Consider the following 18,465-nt stretch of genomic DNA (forward strand, 5'->3'; position numbering starts at 1 on the left):
GCCGCCTCCCCTTCGACGGGAGGCGGCCACCGGTGCGGGCGGCGGCGGGCCGACGCGTCGGGCATCGGGCGTAACGGCTGTCCGACGAAGCGGGAGCGGCCTCGGACGGACCGCCCGGCTATGTCAGGATTGCCGCACGACGGTGCACCCGAGGGGGAGTGGATGTACGGCAAAGACACCGGCCACGGCCGAGGTTTCCGGCGCCGGGGGGTGGGGGCGGCGGTCGTGGGGGCGGCGCTGCTGCTGTCCGGCTGTTCCGGTTCCGGCGAGGAGCCGGGCGCGAGCGCCAGGCCGGGCGTGAGCCAGCAGCCCAAGGCCGAGGACCCGTACTGGGTCAACCCGGACGGCAACGCGGCCCGCCAGGTCGCCGCCTACGAGGACGAGGGCAAGAAGGACGAGGCCGCGCTGGTCCGCCGGATCGCGGAGCAGCCGGTGGCCGACTGGCTCGGCACCGAGAAGCCCGAGGAGGAGGCGCGCGGCTTCACCGAGGCGGCGCAGCAGGCCGACCGGGAAGCGCTGCTGGTCCTCTACAACATCCCGCACCGCGACTGCGGCAACTACTCGGGCGGCGGCGCCGCCGACGGCGACGCCTACCGCGCCTTCGTCGACTCCGTCGCCAAGGGCATCGGCGACCGCCCGGCCACCGTCATCCTGGAACCGGACGCCGTCCTCCACCTGGTCGACGGCTGCACGCCCGAGCAGTTCCACGAGGAGCGGTACGACCTGCTGAAGGGCGCGATCAAGACTCTGAAGGGTCTGTCCGGCACCAAGGTCTACCTCGACGCGGGCAACGCAGGCTGGGGCAAGCCCGACCAGATCTTCGAGCCGCTGACCTGGGCGGGCGTCGCCGAGGCCGACGGCTTCGCGGTCAACGTCTCCAACTTCTACTCCACCGAGGACTCCGTCGCCTACGGCAAGGAGCTCTCCGCCAAGGTCGGCGGCAAGCCCTTCGTCGTCGACACCAGCCGCAACGGCAACGGTCCCTTCACCGGCGGCGACCCGGCCGAACGCTGGTGCAACCCGCCCGGCCGCGCCCTCGGCGAGGTCCCCACCACCAGGACCGGCGACGACCTGGTCGACGCCTACCTGTGGATCAAGCGCCCCGGCGAGTCCGACGGCGAGTGCAAGGGCGGCCCGAAGGCGGGGGAGTGGTGGCCCGAGTACGCGCTGGGGCTGGCGAAGGCCGCGAAGTAGCGGGCGGCCTCGGCGCCGTGACGTAGCGCCGGCTTCCGCGGGACCTGCGCGAAGGGCGCCTCCACCGCCAGGGTGGAGGCGCCCTTCCTGTGCGCCCGGCGCCGACGGGGCGTCAGCTGTCGATGTGCACCCACACCGCCTTCGACGGGGTCCCCGCGTCGTCCACGGCGAAGAGCATGTACCAGCCGTCCTGGACCAGGTTGCGGTTCTCCGGGATCGTCACCTCGATGCCGTCGTCGGTCTTCTCCATGTCCAGCGCGATGGAGCGCTGGTCGACGTCGGTGACGTGGGTGGAGGCGCTCGGCCGGATCAGCCGGGCCTCCTTGATGGAGCCGGCGTGCAGCGAGTCGAAGACGGCGCTCTCGCCGCGGGCCATCTTCTTCGGGCCGCCGCTCAGCGTCGGCCGGGCGTCCTTGTAGAGGTAGGGCGGCGTGTAGATCTCGATGCGCTGGTCGAAGGTGCCCGGCTTGGTGTTGCCCTCGTCCGCGTAGAGCGGGTCGGAGCCGAAGACGACGACGCGGCCGTCGGGGAGCAGGATCGACCCCGAGTGGTAGTTGCGGCCCACCGCCGGGTCGGCCACTTGGCGCAGGGTGTTGGCCTTGGCGTCGTACAGCCGCGCCTCCAGGATGTCGGAGTCGCCGCGCCCCCGGTAGTCCTCGGAGCCGCCGGTGATCAGCACGCTGTCGTCCGGGAGGACCGAGGTCTGCGGATAGCGGGTGCCCTTGCCGAGGGACGGGCCGTCGGTGAAGCGCGGCGCGTCGTCCTTCAGGTCGATGATCCGGGTCTTCTTGCTGGACCGCTCGGACTCACCGACGCCGCCGCCGCCGACCACCATGAACTTCTCGTCCTGCGCGGGCGGCAGCAGCACCGTCGCGGAGGTCTCCATCAGCTTGGGGTCGCTCAGCCCCGGCACCTTGCGGAACTTGTTGGTCTCGAAGTTCCAGATGCCCGGGTCGCGGCCGACGTCCGCCGGGCCGTACCCCGCGTTGGAACCGGAGTAGAAGAGCTTGCCGTCGGGGAGCAGGAAGACCGCCGGGTAGGTCGGCAGCTGCCGGATGCCCTGGGCGTACGTCCACTTCTTGGTCTCGGGGTCGTACACCTCGTTCTTGCCGGGGACGAGCTGGCCTATCTCGTCCAGACCGGAGAGGCTGAGGACCTTGCCGTCGGAGAGCGTGGTGAGGGTGGGGTACCAGCGGGCCTCGTTCATCGGGTCGACGGGTATGTACTTCTCCGCGACCGGGTCGAACTCGTAGGTGTCCTTGATCCCCTGGAAGTCCTTCTTGTCCAGGGCGAGCTTCTGCGCGATGCCGTAGAGGTTGCGGGTGTCGGAGCCCTTGAGGCCATGGATGCGGTAGTTGTCCTCGGTGCCGGTCTCGTGCTTGCGGCCGCTGCGCTCCGCCTCGACGTAGACCCGGCCGAGGCCCGCCTCGGTCCGCAGGAAGGCGCCGGTCTGCTTGTCGAAGACCTTCTCGGCGCGCTCGACGGTGATGTTGTCCTTGGCGACGAAGGTCTTGCCGTTCTCCTTGCCGGTGAACTTGGTCCCGGCCTTGATGGTCTTCGGCGCGTCCGGGTCCTCGTTGTGCACCACCATCAGGCCGCCGGCCTTGGTGACGTCGCCCTTCAGCTTCTCGTACCGCTTGGTGCCGCCCGCCACCAGCAACTTGCCGTCGCCGAGCTGGGTGTGGCCGGTGCAGAAGAGGTCGTTGGGGGTGTGGATGTTCTTGAAGGTGTTCTCGACCGGGTCCCACAGGACGGTGTCGAACTTCTTCGCGTCGAAGTTGGCCTGGTTGTTGCCGGACCCGGCGACCAGCAGCACCTTCCCGGTCCGCAGCAGCGCCGCGTGGATGGTGTTGAGCCGGTACTTCGCCGGGATGTCGACGAACTCCCAGTGCCCGTTCTCCGCCTTGTACTCCGGCCGGTTGATCTTGTACTCGTGGTACTGGGCGGAGCCGAAACGGTACAGCGCGGGCCCGTTCATGCCCGCCAGGGCGAGGACCACGGCCCCGCCGATCGCGAGACGGCGGGCCCGGCGGCGGCTGGTGGAGCGGTCGTTCATTTCTTACGTCCCCCGAGGGCGATCTGCATCGTCTGGTCGTTCGCGGCCCAGCTCGGCCCGGCCTGGCCGTGCTCCGGCACCTGGCCGTCGCGCGGCCCGGGCGGCGCCGCGGCCTCGCCCGGCGGGGGTGGCCCGGCGTCCGGCTCGGGGGCGGCGGGCTGGGGGCGGCCCGCCGCGTGCGCCGCCTTGCTCCGGCGCTCCTGCCGCATCGACAGGCGCCAGACGGCGATCGGCGCGGCCGTGATCATCAGCGCCAGCGTGGCCCAGACGATCATGGCGGGGTGGTTGTTGCCGAAGAAGAACGACACCACGACCGAGGCGCCGAAGACGAAGATGAAGAAGAGGTGGATCCGGAAGGTCCCGAAGAGCGTGTCCGGGCTGGACGAGTCGCCCTTCGGCGTCACCACGAACTTGCTCTTGCGGCGCAGCACCGAGTCCATCAGCGAGCGCGCGTACAGCGGCGCCGACATCGCCGACATCGCCATGCCCGCCACACCGCCGGAGCCCTCGGGCTCGTGCGGGGAGACGTTGTGGCGGCGGTTCCAGATGTACAGGCCGATCTGGAGCGCCGAGGCGTTGCCGTAGAGCATCAGCCAGATCGTCGGGTCGATGTTGACGCCGGAGGCGCCGAGGCCGAGGAAGAGCGCGCAGGAGAGCGCGGCCAGGATCCAGTTCAGCGCCGACATCGGGTAGAAGATGATCATCATCGTGTAGTTGAAGAGCTTCGTCGGCGGCAGCGAGTAGAAGCCCTTCCAGTACTGCTTGAGGATCGTCTCGTAGGTCCCGCGCGACCAGCGCAGCTGCTGGGTGAAGAAGTCGGTCCAGGCGGTCGGGCCCTCGCCGACGGCGAGCACGTCCGGTGTGTAGACGGAGCGCCACTTCTTGCCGGTGGCCGGGTTCTTGGCGCGGTGCATCTCGAACCCGGTCGCCATGTCCTCGGTGATCGAGTCGTACAGGCCGCCGATCTGCTTCAGCGCCTTGATGCGGACCGCGTTGGAGGTGCCGACGAACATCGGGGCGCCGTAGCGGTTGCCCGCGCGCTGGATCAGCGCGTGGAAGAGGAACTGCTGCGACTCGGCGGCCTTGGTGACGAAGGTGTCGTAGTTGCCGTAGACCTGCGGGCCGATGACGAAGCCGACGTCCGGGTCGCGGAAGAAGCCGAGCATCCGCTCCAGGTAGTTGGGGAGCGGCACGTGGTCGGTGTCGACGGAGGCGAAGAAGTCGTACTCGTCGCCGTGCGCGTCGAGCCAGGCGTTGTAGTTGCCGTGCTTGGTCTTGGCGCGGTGCGGGCCCTTCGCCTGGTTCCAGCGGGCCACGCCCTTGCGGGAGAAGTGGTGCACGCCGAGGCGCTCGCAGACCTCGCGGACCTCGGGGTCGTTGCCCTCGTCGAGCAGCCAGATGTGGAGCAGTCCCCGGTGGCGGAGTTTGACCGCCGCCTCCAGGGTCTTCGTCACCATCTCGATCGGCTCCTTGCCGGGCACGAACGAGGTGAGGAAGGCGACCTTGGTGCCCGTCTCGGGCACCACGGGTATCGGGTCCCTGGCGACGAGCGTGGCGTGCGCGTTCGAAATGACGTTCATGCAGCGGAAGAACTCGATCAGTCCGATCGAGACGAGCATGACCGTGTCCAGCGCGGGCAGGAAGGCGTACGCCGGGTAGTCCCGCTCGGTCCAGTGCTCGGGCTGCATCAGCCAGACGAAGAGGGTGAGCGAGAGCAGCGGGGCCGCGCAGAGCAGGGCGGCCGCGCGGATGCGGTGCGGCTCCTGCGAGAGGAGCGAGCGGTAGCGGACCTTGTACGGCTTGGCCGGATCCGGCTGCGTGAGGGGGCCGGCGAGTCTGCTGTAGTGCTCGTAGTCGTAGCGCGGCAGCGTCTTCTTGATGCGCCGCGCTCCGCCCGTCCGGTGCGACACCGCCCGCAACTGGGTGGTCTGGGACGGGTCGGATTCGCTCCGCCCACCCGTCGGGCTCGACGTCATGTGTCATTCCCCCCGCACGCGGGCAGGCCCGCGTGGTCGTTGGTTCTTTCGCCCGGCGAGGGTCTCCCCTGGACCTCGCGGACGCGTCAGTGGGAGGCGCGCTCTTCCGTGTGCGGCGCGGCGTCCCTCACCTCAGACACGGCGGGCGGCCTTCCGGTTGCATGATGCCCGGCCCGGCGTCCGTTTTCGAACGGGGCCCCCTCCCCGTCTCCCCCCGCGCGGCCGTCCGGTCCCCCTGTGTCCCGTGACGCCCGTCTCGTCCGAGCCCGCGGCTCCACGTCAGGGTTCTATGCGTGGCCGCATGATCGCAAGGGGGTGCCCCGGCGGGGGGCTTGCCAGGGTGGGCTGGGGGCGCGTTCGCCGGGGGTCGCGCCTCTGGCGGTGGGGCGCCCGTGCGGCGGGGCTGCCCTCAGGTGCCGGACGGGCTGGAAATGTGTCCTCAAACGCCGGACGGGCTATAGGGGGGCGCTTGAGGGCAGGGGCAGCGGAAGAGGCCCCCCGCTTTCGCGAGGGGCCTCTCCGTGTCTGTGCGCCGCCAGGGACTCGAACCCCGGACCCGCTGATTAAGAGTCAGCTGCTCTAACCAACTGAGCTAGCGGCGCGCGCTGACCTGCAGAACTTTACCCGATGTCGAGGGGTGGTGCGCGCACGCGCGCGAGGAGGCTGTGGAGTGGCCCGGGTCACACGGGATGGGTGGGCGGAGATTCCAGGGTCGCCCCGCCCTGGGCGCAGCCGTGCGCGCGGCGCGCCTCCCGCCCCGGCGGACGGCGGCCCTGCCCGGCGCGCCGGCCCGCAGGGCCCCTCGTTTCCGGCAGGCGGCCCGTCCTGCCATGAGTGCCCCAGCCCCGGCAGGTGGACGGCCCCGCCGAGCGCGCCCCATTTCCCCAGGCGGCGGCCCCGCCAAGCGTGCCCCATTCCCGGCAGGTGGGAGTCCAGCCAAGAGTCCCCGCATTCTCGTCAGGCGGCCCGCCCCGCCAGGTGCCCCCATTCTGCGGGGCGCCGGCCCGCTGACCCTTCATGGCGTCAACATGCGCCCCCGCTCCGCAGTTGAGAAACTGACGCCTGTGCAGATGCGCGTCGAATTCACCACGGTTCGCGAGGGGAATCGCATGCAGGCTCCGGTATTCGAGGAATTCCGCCCCGCGGCCGATTGCGGCTGTGCCGGATGTGTCCGGCTCCGGCGCCACGGCGAGGCGTTCCTGGCGGCACGTCAGGAAGGGCGGTACGGAAAGCGCGGGGCGCGCCGAGCCCTGGTGCTGGCGACCGCCGCGGCCACCGTCGCCTGCGGGCACCTGGCCCCCGCCCTCGCCGACGAGCCGACCCCGCCGCAGGGGGCGCCGCCGCAGCTCACGGAGGCGGCGCTGGGCAGCCCGCAGGGTGCGGCGGCCCCGCTGTACGGCCCGTCGGGGGAGCCCGCGCCGTCGCTCGGGGGCCCGATCGCGATCAGGGCGACCACCCGCGACGAGATCATCGAGCGGGCGGAGAAATGGGCCCGTGCGAAGGTCCCGTACGCCATGGACGCGTACTGGTCCGACGGCTACCGGCAGGACTGCTCGGGATTCGTCTCGATGGCCTGGAATCTGGGTCGCAGCGAATGGACGGGAAGCCTCGGGAGCGTCGCCGAACGCATCACCAAGGACGAGCTGAAACCCGGCGACATTCTCCTCTTCCACAACGCGAAGAACCCGGAAAAGGGCTCGCACGTCACCCTTTTCGGCGGCTGGACCGACAGCTCCCGCACCCAGTACACGGCGTATGAGCAGACCCGCCCCGCCACCCGCAAACAGGCGACCCCGTACACCTACTGGACCAACGCCTCGCAATTTCTTCCGTACCGCTACCTGGGTCTCTCCGACGGCGGCGCACCGACCGGGTCGGACCGCTCGTACCCGGGCGTCGCGAAGTTCGGATCCGGCGCGGACAACGCCTACGTGACCCGGCTCGGCCAGATGCTGGTGGCCCGCGGCGGCGGCCGGTTCTACCAGGAGGGGCCCGGGCCGCGCTGGTCCGAGGCCGACCGGAAGGCGACCGAGGCGTTCCAGCGCGCGCAGGGGTGGAGCGGGAAGGACGCTGACGGGCTGCCCGGGCCGGTGACCTGGTCGTACCTGGTCGGGGGGAAGGGCAAGGAGATTCCGGCGGCGAAGAAGGCGGCCACCCCGCCGGAGCCGGGGGAGCCCGGTGCCGTGCCGGCCTATCCGGGGACGGCGGTGTTCCGGCCGGGCCAGAGCCATCCCGCGATCGAGCGGCTCGGACGGCGACTGGTCCACGCGGGGTTCGGCCGCCACTACCGGCAGGGGCCGGGACCGCGTTGGAGCGAGGCCGACCGGCGCAACGTCGCCGACTTCCAGCGGGCGCAGGGCTGGCGCGGCAAGGACGCCGACGGATACCCGGGCCGCGAGACGTGGCGGCGACTCTTCTCTTGACGGAGGCACGGATGGGCACCACCAGCAGCGGTACCGGCCGCGAGCGCGGCGGCCTCGCGGAACCGGTCGCGCGCACCGGGCTCCCCGATCCGGCCGACCCGGCCAACGGGACGGCTCCGGGGCCGGCCGCTCCTGGCCCGGCACCGGCGGAGCGCCTGCCGCCCCCCGAGCCCGGGCCGGAGCCCCCCGCCGGGGCGCCGGCGCCCGAGCCCGGACCGGAAACGGGACCGGCAACCGGGGCCACCTCCGCCACCGGCCTCCCGTCGACCGCCCCGCCTGAGGATCCGCCCCCGCAGCGCGCCGTCCGCCTCATCCGGAACGCGGACACCATGGAGATCCCGGTCCACCTGCTCTTCCGCGAGGAGCCGGAGGGGGCGGCGGGGCCGGGCGCGGCGGCCGGGCAGCCCCCGGACCCGTTCGCGCTCCGGCCCGGTCTCGACGCGGGCCTCGCCACCGTGGTCGGCCGCCGCCCGGGCACGGGCGAGCGGCCGCGGGACGAGGGCCACCGCCGGCCGCTGCTCTGCCCGCCCGCCCTGGACGAGTCCGTCCCCGCCGAACAGGTCGCGCCCTCGCTGCCCGGCGCGGTCGCGGTGGCCGCCGCGGCGGGCGGGACCGCCGGCTGCGGGGCCGCGCTGTGGTGGGGCGGGCTGCTCCCGGCGGTGGCGGCACTGCCCCCGGCCGGGGGTGAGCCGGGTGGGGCGGTGGCCTGGGCGCTGGCCGCCGGTGCCGGGGCCGTGGCGGCGGTCTCCCTCGGCGGGCTGGCCCGGGGCAGGACGGGGTGGGTCTGGGTGCAGGAGAGGTACGGCCGGTACCGGGGAACGGTGCGCCGGACCGGCCTGGTCTGGCTGAATCCGCTGTTCGCCCGCCGGCGGATCGACGTACGGCTGCGGCACTGGCGCAGTGAGCCGCTGCCCGCCGTGGACGCCGACGGGGTGGCGGTCCGGGTCGTCCTGCACGTGGTGTGGCGGGTGACCGACACCGCGCGGGCCGCGCACGCCGTGGACGACGTGCCCCGCTACCTCGGCGAGTGCGCGGAGGTGGCGCTCGCCCGGGTGGTGTCGCGGCGGCCGGTGGACGCCTTCCGCCCGGGCGTGCCCACCCTGCGGCACACCGAGGCGGTGGCCGAGGAGCTGACCGGGCTGGTGGCGGGGGCGGCGGCGGTGGCGGGGCTGGAGGTGTTCGCGGTGCAGCCGGTGCGGATCGCGTACGCGCCCGAGGTGGCGGCCGCGATGGGGCGCCGCCGCCTGGCCGCGCTCGACGCGCTCCACCGGGACGCCGTCCTCGCCGAGGCGATCGACGCCGTGGAGGAGACGGTGCGGCGGCTGACCGCGCGCGGCCTGGTCGAGCTGGACGCGTACGAGCACAAGGCGCTGGTGCGCGACCTGACTGTGGCGTTCTGCACCGGGCGGGCCGACGCGGAGTGAGGCCGCCCGGCCGCCGTCGCGGGAGAAGTTGGCGTGCGGTTCGCGTCAAGGGGCCGGATCGGGCGAAAGCGCCCGATACCGGCCCCTGTACCACTGCGCTGACGGGTCGTCGGGCGGCCTCTGAGAAACCCCGGTTGACCTGCGAGTACTTCTGAGGCCGGTGAGGCTGGGCGGTAGAGACCACTGGTGGGAGGGGCGGTGGCCGGAAGGTAATACCACGTCAGGGGTGCCGCTGTCCCAGTTCCGCGATTGGTATGGACATGGTGATGCGGCCGCTCTAATCTCGGCGTTGGTCTAGACCGCAGTGCGCACGCCTCACCGGAGTTCCCCCACGTCCCCCAGGGAGCGGCACCATGCGAAACAAGAAGACATACGCGGCTGTCGTCGGCGCTGCCACGCTCGGCGCGCTCGCCTTCTCCACCGGCGGCGCCAGCAGCCACGGCTACACCGACCAGCCCCTCAGCCGCCAGAAGCTGTGTGCCAACGGCACCGTCGGCAACTGCGGCGCGATCCAGTGGGAGCCGCAGAGCGTCGAGGGCCCGAAGGGCTTCCCGGCGGCCGGTCCCGCCGACGGCGCGATCTGCTCCGCCGGCAACACCGGCTTCAAGCAGCTCGACGCCGCCAAGACGCCGGGCGGGGCCGACTGGCCCACCACCCAGCTCTCCGGCGGCCAGGGCTACACCTTCCAGTGGCAGATCACCGCCCGCCACGCCACCACGGACTTCCGCTACTACATCACCAAGGACGGCTGGGACTCCAGCAAGCCGCTGACCAGGGACGCCCTGGAGCCGCAGCCCTTCCTGACGCTGCCCTACGGCGGTCAGCAGCCCCCGGCCACCCTGTCCCACCAGGGCACCATCCCCACCCAGAAGTCCGGGAAGCACGTGATCCTGGGCGTCTGGAACGTCCACGACACCGGTAACGCCTTCTACTCCTGCGCCGACGTCAAGTTCTGATCCGACGCCTCGCAGTCGGCACCGCCGCGCCCCCGCGGTGACCCCCCACCTTCGCGGCACCTCGCCGCCACCGGCCCCGCCGCCCGGCCGCGCCCCGTGAGCAGGCCGGTCCGCGGATCGGGTGTGGCCCCGGAGACGGTCCTCTCCGGGGCCACGCTGTGCGCTGCCACACCCTTCTGACCTGCGCGGACATGAAGGAAGCCCCCCGCTTTCGCGAGGGGCTTCCTTCATGTCTGTGCGCCGCCAGGGACTCGAACCCCGGACCCGCTGATTAAGAGTCAGCTGCTCTAACCAACTGAGCTAGCGGCGCCTGCTGACGAGAAAATAATACCCGGTCCGAGGGGTGCTCCCGACCACGTGGCCGTGGTCCGCCTCACACGGGTGCGCACCGCGCTGGGCGCGTCCGATCGGTGGAGAGGCGCCGCCGGGGCGCGAGAGGCCGCCTCCCGCCTGGCATCAACCCTGGGAGGCGCCTCATCGGGCGGCGCGGCGAAAGGACCTGGTCCATGGCACTCGGTGAACGAGAGCGCGAGGAGTTCCTCGCCGGCAATCATGTGGCGTCGCTCGCCGTCGAGCGGGGGGCGGGGCGGGGGCCGCTCACGGTGCCGATCTGGTACTGGTACGAGCCCGGGGGCGAGGTCCGGGTGATCACGGGGGCCGACTCGGTCAAGGCGCGGCTCATCTCCGCGGCGGGGCGCTTCAGCCTGCTCGTCCAGCGGACGGCTCCCACGTATCTCTACGTGAGCGTCGACGGGCCCCTCGTCTCCACCGCCCCGACCACGGTCGCCGACATGGTCACCGAGGCGTCCCGGTACCTCGATGCGGAGGGGGTGGACGACTACGTCTCCGGGAGTGGGGTCACCGACACCGACCCCGCCGGGCTCCTCACCCTCACCATGCACCCCGAACACTGGCTCTCCGCGGACCTCGGCTGGGGCCCCCACGAGCCGTCCTCCTGATCCCCTCCCCGGCCGGCGTTGGAGGCCGCGGGGGTTCAGAGGGCCAGGGAGAGCAGGACGGGGGCCGCGTTGCGGTTCAGCGCGAGAGCGGCGTCGTGGAGGCGGTGGGCGTGCTCGACCGGGAGGGAGAGGGCGAGGCAGTTGACGGAGGACCCGGCGGTGATGGGGACGGCCGCACAGACGGTCCCCACCGCGTACTCCTGGAGATCGAGCACGGGCACACTCGGCACGTGCGCCTCGAGGCGCGTGAAGAGCGCCCGCTCGCTGGTGATCGTCCGCGAGGTGAGCCGCGCGGGCCGGTGCCGGGCCAGATGATCCCGCCGCCCGTTCACATCGAGCTGGCTCAGCAGACTCTTCCCGACGGCACTCGCGTGCGCGGCCGAACGGAAGTCGACCCACTCGTTGACCCGCGGCGCCCCGGGCCCGTCCGCGACATCGGTGACGCGGATCTCCCCGTCCACGTACCGGCTGACGTAGACCGCCGCCCCGATGCTGTCCCGCAGCTTCTCCAGCCGCCGCTGGAGCCGCCCGCGCACCACCGCCCGCGAGGGCTCGCCGAACGCCCCGGCGACGTACCCGCCGTCGGGCAGCAGCCGTACGTACTCCTCCGCACGGAGCATCCGCAGGAGCGCGATCACCTCGGCGCGCGGCACGCGGGTCTCGGCGGTGATACGCGGCTCGGTGACGCCCGAAGAGTGGCGGGCGACCGTCTCCAGGATGCGCAGCGCCTTGCGTACGGAGCGGTACGGGGCGGCGGACTCGTACGTCAGTGCCACGGTTTCCCCCTGCATGGACCGGACGCGGATTGCTGGGCTCGCCGCCACGATAGCCGCCAAGCTCCGCCGTGCGCCGGGGTGTTGTGACGATTGGCGCCCCGCTGGTCAGGAACGCGCCACCCTGGCACATGCCAGCGGCATACCCGTACGGGCACGGGGGCGCACATGGCGCAGGGCCGGTGCGCCGTGTCGGCGTACCGGCCCTGCGGGGGCGCGGAGGGGTCAGAGGACCGCGCTGAGGAACTCGCGGGTCCGGGCGTTGTCCGGGTCGCCGAAGATCTTCTCGGCGGTGCCCGTCTCGATGACGTGGCCCTCGTCGAACATCATCACCTGGTCCGAGATGTCCCGCGCGAAGTTCATCTCGTGGGTGACGCAGAGCATCGTGATGTCGGTGCTGCGCGCGATGTCGCGCAGCACGTCCAGGACGCCCGCGACGAGCTCGGGGTCGAGCGCCGAGGTGACCTCGTCCAGCAGCAGCACCTGCGGCCGCATCGCCAGCGCGCGGGCGATCGCGACGCGCTGCTGCTGGCCGCCGGAGAGCTGCGAGGGGTACTTGTCGAGGTGCTCGGTGAGCCCGACCAGCTCCAGCAGGTCGCGGGCGCGGGCCTCCGCCTCGTCCTTGGAGAGGCCGAGCACGGTGACGGGCGCCTCGGTGATGTTCCGCAGCACCTTCATGTTGGGGAAGAGGTTGAACTGCTGGAACACCATGCCGATGTTCTTGCGCACCTCGCGGATGTGCTTCTCCCCGGCCGGGACGAGCTTGCCGCCCCGCTCCTCGTGGGTGAGGTAGTCGCCGTTGACCTTGATCGTGCCCTCCTCGGGCTTGAGCAAGGTCATGAGCAGTCTGAGGATCGTGGTCTTGCCCGATCCTGACGGGCCGATCAGCGTGACGTGCTTTCCGGAGTCGACGCTGAAGCTCAGATCGTCGAGGACGGTGTTGCTGCCGAACCGCTTGGTGACCTTGTCGAAGCGGATCAGCTCCTTCCCGTCCACCGGGGGGTTGGCTTCCTGGTTGCTGGGGGTGGTGTCAGCGGACAAGACGACGCTCCAGGGCTCGCAGAAGAAGAGACGCCGGGTAGGCGATGAGGATGAAGGCGATACCGACGACGGTCAGCGGTTCCGTGTACTGGAACGTCGCGGCGCCCTCCAGGCGGGACTGCTGGAGGATCTCCAGCACACCGATACCGGCCAGCAGCGGCGTGTCCTTCAGCATCGAGACGACGTAGTTGCCGAGCGCCGGAATGACGCGGCGGATCGCCTGCGGCAGGATCACCGCGGTCCAGGTGCGGCGGGCGGGCAGGCTCAGCGCGGTGGCCGCCTCCCACTGGCCGACCGGGACGGCGTCGATGCCCGCCCGGTAGACCTGAGCGGTGTACGTCGAGTAGTGCAGGCCGATGGCGACGATGCCGGTGGTGAGGGCGGAGAACTGGATGCCCCACTCGGGCAGCACGAAGAAGAGGAAGAACAGCTGCACCAGCAGCGGCGTGTTCCGGATGAACTCGGTGACGATCGCGACGGGCCAGCGGATGAACCGCGTCGGCGCCCGGAAGGCGATGGCCCAGACGAGCCCGAGGCTGAAGGAGATGAGCGAGCCGATCACCGTGGCCTGGAGGGTGACGAGCACCCCGTCCCAGAAGCGCGGCATGAAGTCGGCGACAGCGGACCAGTCCCAGTTCATATGCCGGCACCCCCGGGCTTGTTGGACAGCTCGGTCTCCTGCCGCAGGCCCAGCTTGGCGATGAGCCCGGGACCCTTCTCCGGCTTCTGCCCGATGCCCGCCTTGGCCTTGGCCTCCAGGGCGCGCATGCCCCGGGTCAGGACGAAGGCGATGACGAAGTAGATGAGCAGCGAGATCGTGTAGATCTGCGCGCTCTCCTGGGTGGCCAGCCGCACCAGGTAGGCGGCGAAGGACACGTCACCCACGCCGAGCAGCGACACCAGGGCGGTGCCCTTGAGCAGCTCGATCAGCAGGTTGTTGAAGGGCGGGATCATCTCGGGCACGGCCTGCGGCAGCAGGATGAGGCGCATCCGCTGCCAGGGCGTGAAGCTGAGCGCGACCCCCGCCTCGCGCTGAGCCGGGGTGACCGAGTTGAGCGCGCCCCGCACCACCTCGGCGCCGTACGCGCCGTAGGAGAGACCGAGGGCCAGCACGGCGGCCCACATGGGCACGAACTGCCAGCCGAAGAGCGGCGGCACCACGAAGAACAGCCAGAACATCAGCACCAGCGCCGACGTGCCCCGGAAGACCTCCGTGTAGAAGCCGGCGAGGAACCGCACGAGCTTCGAGCGGTGCGTGCGCGCCATGCCGATCCCGAAGGCCACCACGGTGGCGAGGGCGGCGCTGTAGACCGTCAGCTGGATGGTGACCCAGATACCGGGCAGGACCCAGTTTTCCCACAGACCTGTCGTCATGCGGCGCAGAGCTCCTTCGCCGTCATGGTGGTCATCTCGTTCTTCGTGAACCCGAAGGGGCGCAGGATGCGGAGGAGCTCACCGCTCTTCTTCATCTTGTGCAGCTCCTTGTTGACCGCGTCCCGCAGCTCGGCGTCGTTGAGGCGGAAGGCGAAGCCTCCGCCGTCGATCCGCTCCTTGCCGCCGACCAGCGGTGCGAAGGGCTCGGTGACCTCGGCCGTGCGGCTCTTGGCGACCACCGTGCGGGTGGTCAGCGCGGTCCCGGCGAAGACGTCGACGCGGCCGGACTCGACGGCGTTGAGGCCGGCGACCTGGTCCTGGAGGATCACGATGTCCTTCTCGGCGATCCCCGCCTCCATGGCGTACGCGATCTCGGCGTACCCGGCGCCGGTGGCGAACTTGGCCTTGGAGTCGACCACGTCCTTGTAGTTCTTGAGGTTCTTGGGGTTGCCCTTGCGGACGATGAAGGCGTCCAGCATCTGGTACTCCGGGTCCGCGAAGAGGACCTGGCCGCACCGCTCCTTGTTGATGTACATACCGGCCGACACCACGTCGAACTGCTGGGAGCCCAGCCCCGGTATGAGCGAGCCGAACTCGGTCGCCACCGGCTGGACATTGGCTATTCCCAGCCTTTTGAAGATCACTTTGGCGAGTTCCGGGGCCTCCCCGGTGAACTCGCCGCTCTCGTCGATGTACCCGAAGGGCACCTCGCCCGCGATACCCAGGCGCACCATGCCGGCGGAGCGGAGCCGCTCCAGCGTGCTGCCCTCCGGCACCCGTGAGCAGCCCGTCGCACCCACCGCCCCGGCCGTGCCCAGCACGGCCGCGCCGGCGAGGAGCGACCTTCGTCGTATGCCTCGTCGTCTACTCGGAACCATGGGCGCGCGGCTACCCGAACTTAGCCAAGGTATGCGGATCAATTTGCGCCCATGTCGCGGGAGATACCTGGCGGGGCCAGTGGGCACCATGGGTGCATGACCGAACGCTTCATCGACATCTCCCTGCCCAAGCGGGGAGTTCAGTGCACCGCACGGCTCCTCGACGACAAGGCCCCGGTCACCTGCGCGGCGGTGTGGGAGGCGCTGCCCCTGAGCGGCGACGTCTACCACGCGAAGTACGCCCGCAACGAGGTCTACGCCCTCTTCGAACCCTTCGCCGCCCAGGAACCGCCGCTGGAGAACCCGACGGTCACCCCCATCCCCGGGGACCTCTGCTACTTCACCTTCAACGGCACCCAGCTCGGCAACCGCGCCTACGGCTACGACACCACCGAGGCCGATGTGCAGGCCGGCGCCACCCTGGTCGACCTGGCCCTCTTCTACGAGCGGAACAACCTGCTCATCAACGGCGACATGGGCTGGATCCCCGGCATCGTCTGGGGCACGGTCGTCGAGGGCCTGGACGAGATGGCCGCCGCCTGCAACGACCTCTGGCGCGCGGGGGCGCTCGGCGAGTCCCTGAGCTTCCGCCGCGCCTGAGCACGCCCCCGCGAGCGCCCCTGGAGCCGGGCCCCGTTCCGGCCCAGGGGCGTTACGGGCCGCCGCCCGAGCAGGCCCGCGCTCAAGGCGTACGCCGGGCTCAGCGGGCGTACGCCCGGCTCAGAGCACCGGGGGCGCGATCCCGGCGGCGCCCGCCGCGTACAGGGCCTGCGCCGCGCGGAGGACCAGGGCGTCGGCGTGGCGCGGGCCGACGATCTGGAGGCCGACCGGCCGCCCGCGCCGGTCGGTGCCGACCGGCACGGAGGCGGCGGGCTGCTGGGTGAGGTTGAACGGGTAGGTGAACGGCGTCCACCCCGTCCACCGGCGGTGGCCCGAGCCCTTCGGCGCCTCCAGCCCCGCGTCGAACGCCGTGACCGGCAGGGTCGGCGTCACCAGCAGGTCGTACCGCTCGTGGAAGCGGCCCATCCGGCGGCCCAGCTCCATCCGCGCGTCGACCGCCGCCAGGTAGTCCAGCGCGCTGTACCGCGCCCCCTGCCCGCAGATCTCCCGCAGCCCCGGGTCGAGCCGCGCCCGCGCCTCGGGCCCCAGCGGCTGCACCACCCGCGCGGCGCCGCTGAACCACAGGGTGTGGAAGGCCTCCACCGGATCGGTGAAGTCCGGGTCGTCCTCGCTCACCCACGCGCCCAGCGCCGCCAGCCGCTCCACCCCGGCCCGCACCGCCGCCGCCACCGCCGGGTCGACGGCGACCTGCCCGCCGAAGGTGGGGGAGTAGGCGACCCGCAGCCCGCGCACCCCCTCGTGCAGGCCGACGCGGAAACTCTCCGCCGCCGGGCCCAGCTGCGACCAGTCGCGCGCGTCCGGGCCGCTGATCACGTCCATCATCAGCGCCGCGTCCGCCGCGTCGAGCGTCATCGGCCCGACGTGCGCCAGCGTTCCGAAGGCGCTCGCCGGGTAGAGCGGCACCCGCCCGTACGTCGGCTTCAGCGCGAAGATCCCGCAGAAGGCGGCCGGGATGCGCACCGACCCGCCGCCGTCCGTACCGAGCGAGAGCGGGCCCGCGCCGAGCGCCACCGCCGCCGCGCTGCCGCCGCTGGAGCCGCCGGCGGTCAGGGCCGGGTCGTACGGGTTGCGGGTCGCGCCGCTCAGCGGGGAGTCGGTCACGCCCTTCCACCCGAACTCCGGCGTCGTCGTCTTCCCCAGGAAGACCGCGCCGTGCTCCCGCAGCCGCGCCACCGACGGCGCGTCCTCCTCCCACGGCCCCTCCGCCCGGGTGGTCCGCGACCCCTTCAGCGTCGGTCCGCCGCGCTGGAGCAGGATGTCCTTCACCGTCACCGGCACCCCGTCCAGCAGCCCGGCCGGCTCCCCGCGCTCCCAGCGCCGCGCCGACTCCTCGGCTAGGGCCAGCGCCGCCTCCTCGTCCACCCGGACGAAGGCGTTGACGGACGGCTCGGTCGCCGCGATCCGGGCCAGCGCGTCCCGGGTGGCGTCGACGGGGCTGAGGGTGCCCGCGCGGTAGGCGGCGAGCAGCTCGGTGGCGGTGGGCGGGGCGGGGCGGGCCGCCGCTCCGGGCGCGGGGATCTGGGCCGCGGGGGCCGCGGGGGACGGGGGCGGTGACGGGGTGCGGCTCTCGGTGTCGGTCGGTGCGATGCGGTCGGTCATCCGCCCCTCCTTGGGGGTTCGCCGGTCCGCGGGGACCGGGTGCAGCCGATCAGTTCCGTACAGCGGGTGGGGTGGTTTCCGCACGCCGGGCGCGTACGGGGCGGCCCGCCGCGGCGGGCGGCGGGCCTTTCCGGGAGCTCTCCCCGTCAGTGCCCCGGGACATACCCGCGTTCCTTGTCGACCACGTTCCGCAACGGCCGGCCCGCCTCCCACAGGGCGTACAGCTCCAGGAACTGCTCGCCCAGCTCGTCGCGCCAGCCGATGGTGTCGCCGCTCATGTGCGGGGAGACCACCAGCCCCGGCGCCCCCCAGAGCGGGCTGGCCGCGGGGAGCGGTTCCTCGGCGAAGACGTCGAGCGCCGCTCCCGCGATCCGCCCCTCCGCGAGCGCCTGCGCCAGCTCCTCCTCCACGACGTGCGCGCCCCGCCCGATGTTCACGAAGTACGCCGATTCCCTCATCCGGGCGAACCGGCCCGCGTCGAAGAGGCCGCGCGTCTCGTCGGTGAGCGGGGCCGCGCAGACCACCCAGTCCGAGGCGGCGAGCAGGGTGTCCATCTCCTCGGGGCCGTGGATTCCGTTCCGGGCCGCCCGGCCGACCACGGAGACGTGGACCCCGAGCGCGGTCAGCACGCCGGAGATGGCCCGGCCGATCGGCCCCGACCCGACGACGCAGGCGCGAGTTCCAGCCACCCGCCGCGTCTCCCGGTGGTGCCATGTGCGGGCCGCCCCCAGCTCCAGCGTGCGGGGCAGATCCTTGGCGAAAGCCAGCACCAGCGCGGCCACGTACTCGGCGATGGGCTGGTCGAAGACGCCCCGCGCGTTGGTGACCACGGTGTCCGAGGCGACCAGCTCCGGGCAGATCAGACGGTCGGCCCCGGCACTGGCGGTGTGCACCCAGCCGGGCCGGGCGCCCGGCCCGGGCCAGGCCTCGCGGACCGCGTCGGAGAGGAAGTCCCAGACGAGCAGGACGTCCGCCTCGGGGAGCAGCGAGGCCAGCGAGGAGGCGTCCGCGTGGAGGATCCGTGCACGTGAGGCCAGGGATTCCAGCCGCGGCGGCGGGTCCGCGTCGAGCACCAGAAGGGTCGGGCCGTCGGGCCGGCCGGTCGTCGGGGGAGGCAGAAATGCCTCTTCGGATACGTGCGGGAAACCCATGGGCAACGTGATTCCGCTTCCGTGGTAGGTACCGGTCCGA

General features: G+C 72.0%; 15 protein-coding genes and 2 tRNA genes. 6 read left to right on the forward strand and 11 right to left on the reverse strand.

Annotated features, from left to right (window positions below; all coding sequences use genetic code 11):
- The first annotated feature begins 162 nt into the window (after positions 1-162).
- Entirely contained in the window at positions 163-1,194 is a 1,032-nt protein-coding gene (locus tag ACFWMZ_RS09680) for a glycoside hydrolase family 6 protein (protein WP_383200600.1), read from the forward strand.
- A gap of 112 nt (positions 1,195-1,306) precedes the next feature.
- Here ACFWMZ_RS09680 and ACFWMZ_RS09685 read toward each other — a convergent pair whose 3' ends face one another.
- From ACFWMZ_RS09685 to ACFWMZ_RS09695, 3 genes are all read right to left on the reverse strand, one after another.
- The gene (locus ACFWMZ_RS09685; RefSeq protein ID WP_383200603.1) at positions 1,307-3,250 is read right to left on the reverse strand and encodes a galactose oxidase-like domain-containing protein; all 1,944 of its coding nucleotides are present in this window, start codon (positions 3,248-3,250) and stop codon (positions 1,307-1,309) included.
- Complete coding sequence (locus ACFWMZ_RS09690; RefSeq protein ID WP_383178522.1) at positions 3,247-5,226, reverse strand: glycosyltransferase family 2 protein; 1,980 nt, start codon at positions 5,224-5,226, stop codon at positions 3,247-3,249. Before ACFWMZ_RS09690 ends, ACFWMZ_RS09685 begins: the two co-directional genes overlap by 4 nt.
- Before the next feature lie 528 nt (positions 5,227-5,754).
- Positions 5,755-5,828, reverse strand: a tRNA-Lys gene (locus ACFWMZ_RS09695).
- A gap of 507 nt (positions 5,829-6,335) precedes the next feature.
- Here ACFWMZ_RS09695 and ACFWMZ_RS09700 point away from each other — a divergent pair.
- The 3 genes from ACFWMZ_RS09700 to ACFWMZ_RS09710 all read left to right on the forward strand — a co-directional run bounded on the left by ACFWMZ_RS09700 (position 6,336) and on the right by ACFWMZ_RS09710 (position 10,029).
- The gene (locus ACFWMZ_RS09700) at positions 6,336-7,649 is read left to right on the forward strand and encodes a peptidoglycan-binding protein (RefSeq protein ID WP_383178525.1); all 1,314 of its coding nucleotides are present in this window, start codon (positions 6,336-6,338) and stop codon (positions 7,647-7,649) included.
- 11 nt (positions 7,650-7,660) lie between these two features.
- Positions 7,661-9,073, forward strand: coding sequence for an SPFH domain-containing protein (locus ACFWMZ_RS09705; protein WP_383200606.1), 1,413 nt, complete (start codon positions 7,661-7,663; stop codon positions 9,071-9,073).
- Positions 9,074-9,426: 353 nt separating this feature from the next.
- A complete protein-coding gene (locus tag ACFWMZ_RS09710) occupies positions 9,427-10,029 on the forward strand; it encodes a lytic polysaccharide monooxygenase (protein ID WP_383178531.1) in 603 nt (200 codons plus the stop codon).
- A gap of 236 nt (positions 10,030-10,265) precedes the next feature.
- Here the strand turns inward: ACFWMZ_RS09710 and ACFWMZ_RS09715 are convergent.
- A tRNA-Lys gene (locus ACFWMZ_RS09715) sits at positions 10,266-10,339 on the reverse strand.
- Positions 10,340-10,535: 196 nt separating this feature from the next.
- Between ACFWMZ_RS09715 and ACFWMZ_RS09720 the strand changes: the two genes are divergently transcribed.
- Positions 10,536-10,988, forward strand: a complete 453-nt coding sequence (locus ACFWMZ_RS09720) for a pyridoxamine 5'-phosphate oxidase family protein (RefSeq protein WP_383178534.1) — start codon at positions 10,536-10,538, stop codon at positions 10,986-10,988.
- 35 nt (positions 10,989-11,023) lie between these two features.
- Here the strand turns inward: ACFWMZ_RS09720 and ACFWMZ_RS09725 are convergent, their stop codons facing one another.
- The 5 genes from ACFWMZ_RS09725 to ehuB form a co-directional block, all read right to left on the reverse strand.
- Positions 11,024-11,764 carry an IclR family transcriptional regulator C-terminal domain-containing protein gene (locus tag ACFWMZ_RS09725; RefSeq protein WP_383178537.1) on the reverse strand — a complete coding sequence of 247 codons (741 nt, stop codon included), beginning with the start codon at positions 11,762-11,764 and terminating at the stop codon, positions 11,024-11,026.
- Positions 11,765-11,986: 222 nt separating this feature from the next.
- Positions 11,987-12,802 (reverse strand): ectoine/hydroxyectoine ABC transporter ATP-binding protein EhuA, encoded by an 816-nt coding sequence (gene ehuA / locus ACFWMZ_RS09730; RefSeq protein ID WP_383178540.1) that lies wholly within the window; start codon positions 12,800-12,802, stop codon positions 11,987-11,989.
- The gene (ehuD, locus tag ACFWMZ_RS09735; protein WP_383178543.1) at positions 12,792-13,442 is read right to left on the reverse strand and encodes an ectoine/hydroxyectoine ABC transporter permease subunit EhuD; all 651 of its coding nucleotides are present in this window, start codon (positions 13,440-13,442) and stop codon (positions 12,792-12,794) included. Before ehuD ends, ehuA begins: the two co-directional genes overlap by 11 nt.
- Positions 13,439-14,176 (reverse strand): ectoine/hydroxyectoine ABC transporter permease subunit EhuC, encoded by a 738-nt coding sequence (gene ehuC, locus ACFWMZ_RS09740; RefSeq protein WP_383178546.1) that lies wholly within the window; start codon positions 14,174-14,176, stop codon positions 13,439-13,441. Before ehuC ends, ehuD begins: the two co-directional genes overlap by 4 nt.
- Positions 14,173-15,054, reverse strand: a complete 882-nt coding sequence (ehuB, locus tag ACFWMZ_RS09745; RefSeq protein WP_383178549.1) for an ectoine/hydroxyectoine ABC transporter substrate-binding protein EhuB — start codon at positions 15,052-15,054, stop codon at positions 14,173-14,175. Before ehuB ends, ehuC begins: the two co-directional genes overlap by 4 nt.
- A gap of 96 nt (positions 15,055-15,150) precedes the next feature.
- Here ehuB and ACFWMZ_RS09750 point away from each other — a divergent pair, with 96 nt between their 5' ends.
- Positions 15,151-15,654: a DUF3830 family protein gene (locus ACFWMZ_RS09750; protein ID WP_383178552.1), complete on the forward strand. Its 504-nt coding sequence runs from the start codon at positions 15,151-15,153 to the stop codon at positions 15,652-15,654.
- Positions 15,655-15,774: 120 nt separating this feature from the next.
- Here ACFWMZ_RS09750 and ACFWMZ_RS09755 read toward each other — a convergent pair whose 3' ends face one another.
- Positions 15,775-17,274: an amidase gene (locus tag ACFWMZ_RS09755; protein WP_383200609.1), complete on the reverse strand. Its 1,500-nt coding sequence runs from the start codon at positions 17,272-17,274 to the stop codon at positions 15,775-15,777.
- Between the two features lie 146 nt (positions 17,275-17,420).
- Positions 17,421-18,425, reverse strand: coding sequence for a D-2-hydroxyacid dehydrogenase (locus ACFWMZ_RS09760; protein ID WP_383200612.1), 1,005 nt, complete (start codon positions 18,423-18,425; stop codon positions 17,421-17,423).
- Positions 18,426-18,465 lie beyond the last annotated feature (40 nt).

It is taken from the genome of Streptomyces sp. NPDC058373, assembly GCF_042723275.1.
In the GTDB taxonomy this organism is placed as follows: Bacteria; Actinomycetota; Actinomycetes; order Streptomycetales; family Streptomycetaceae; genus Streptomyces.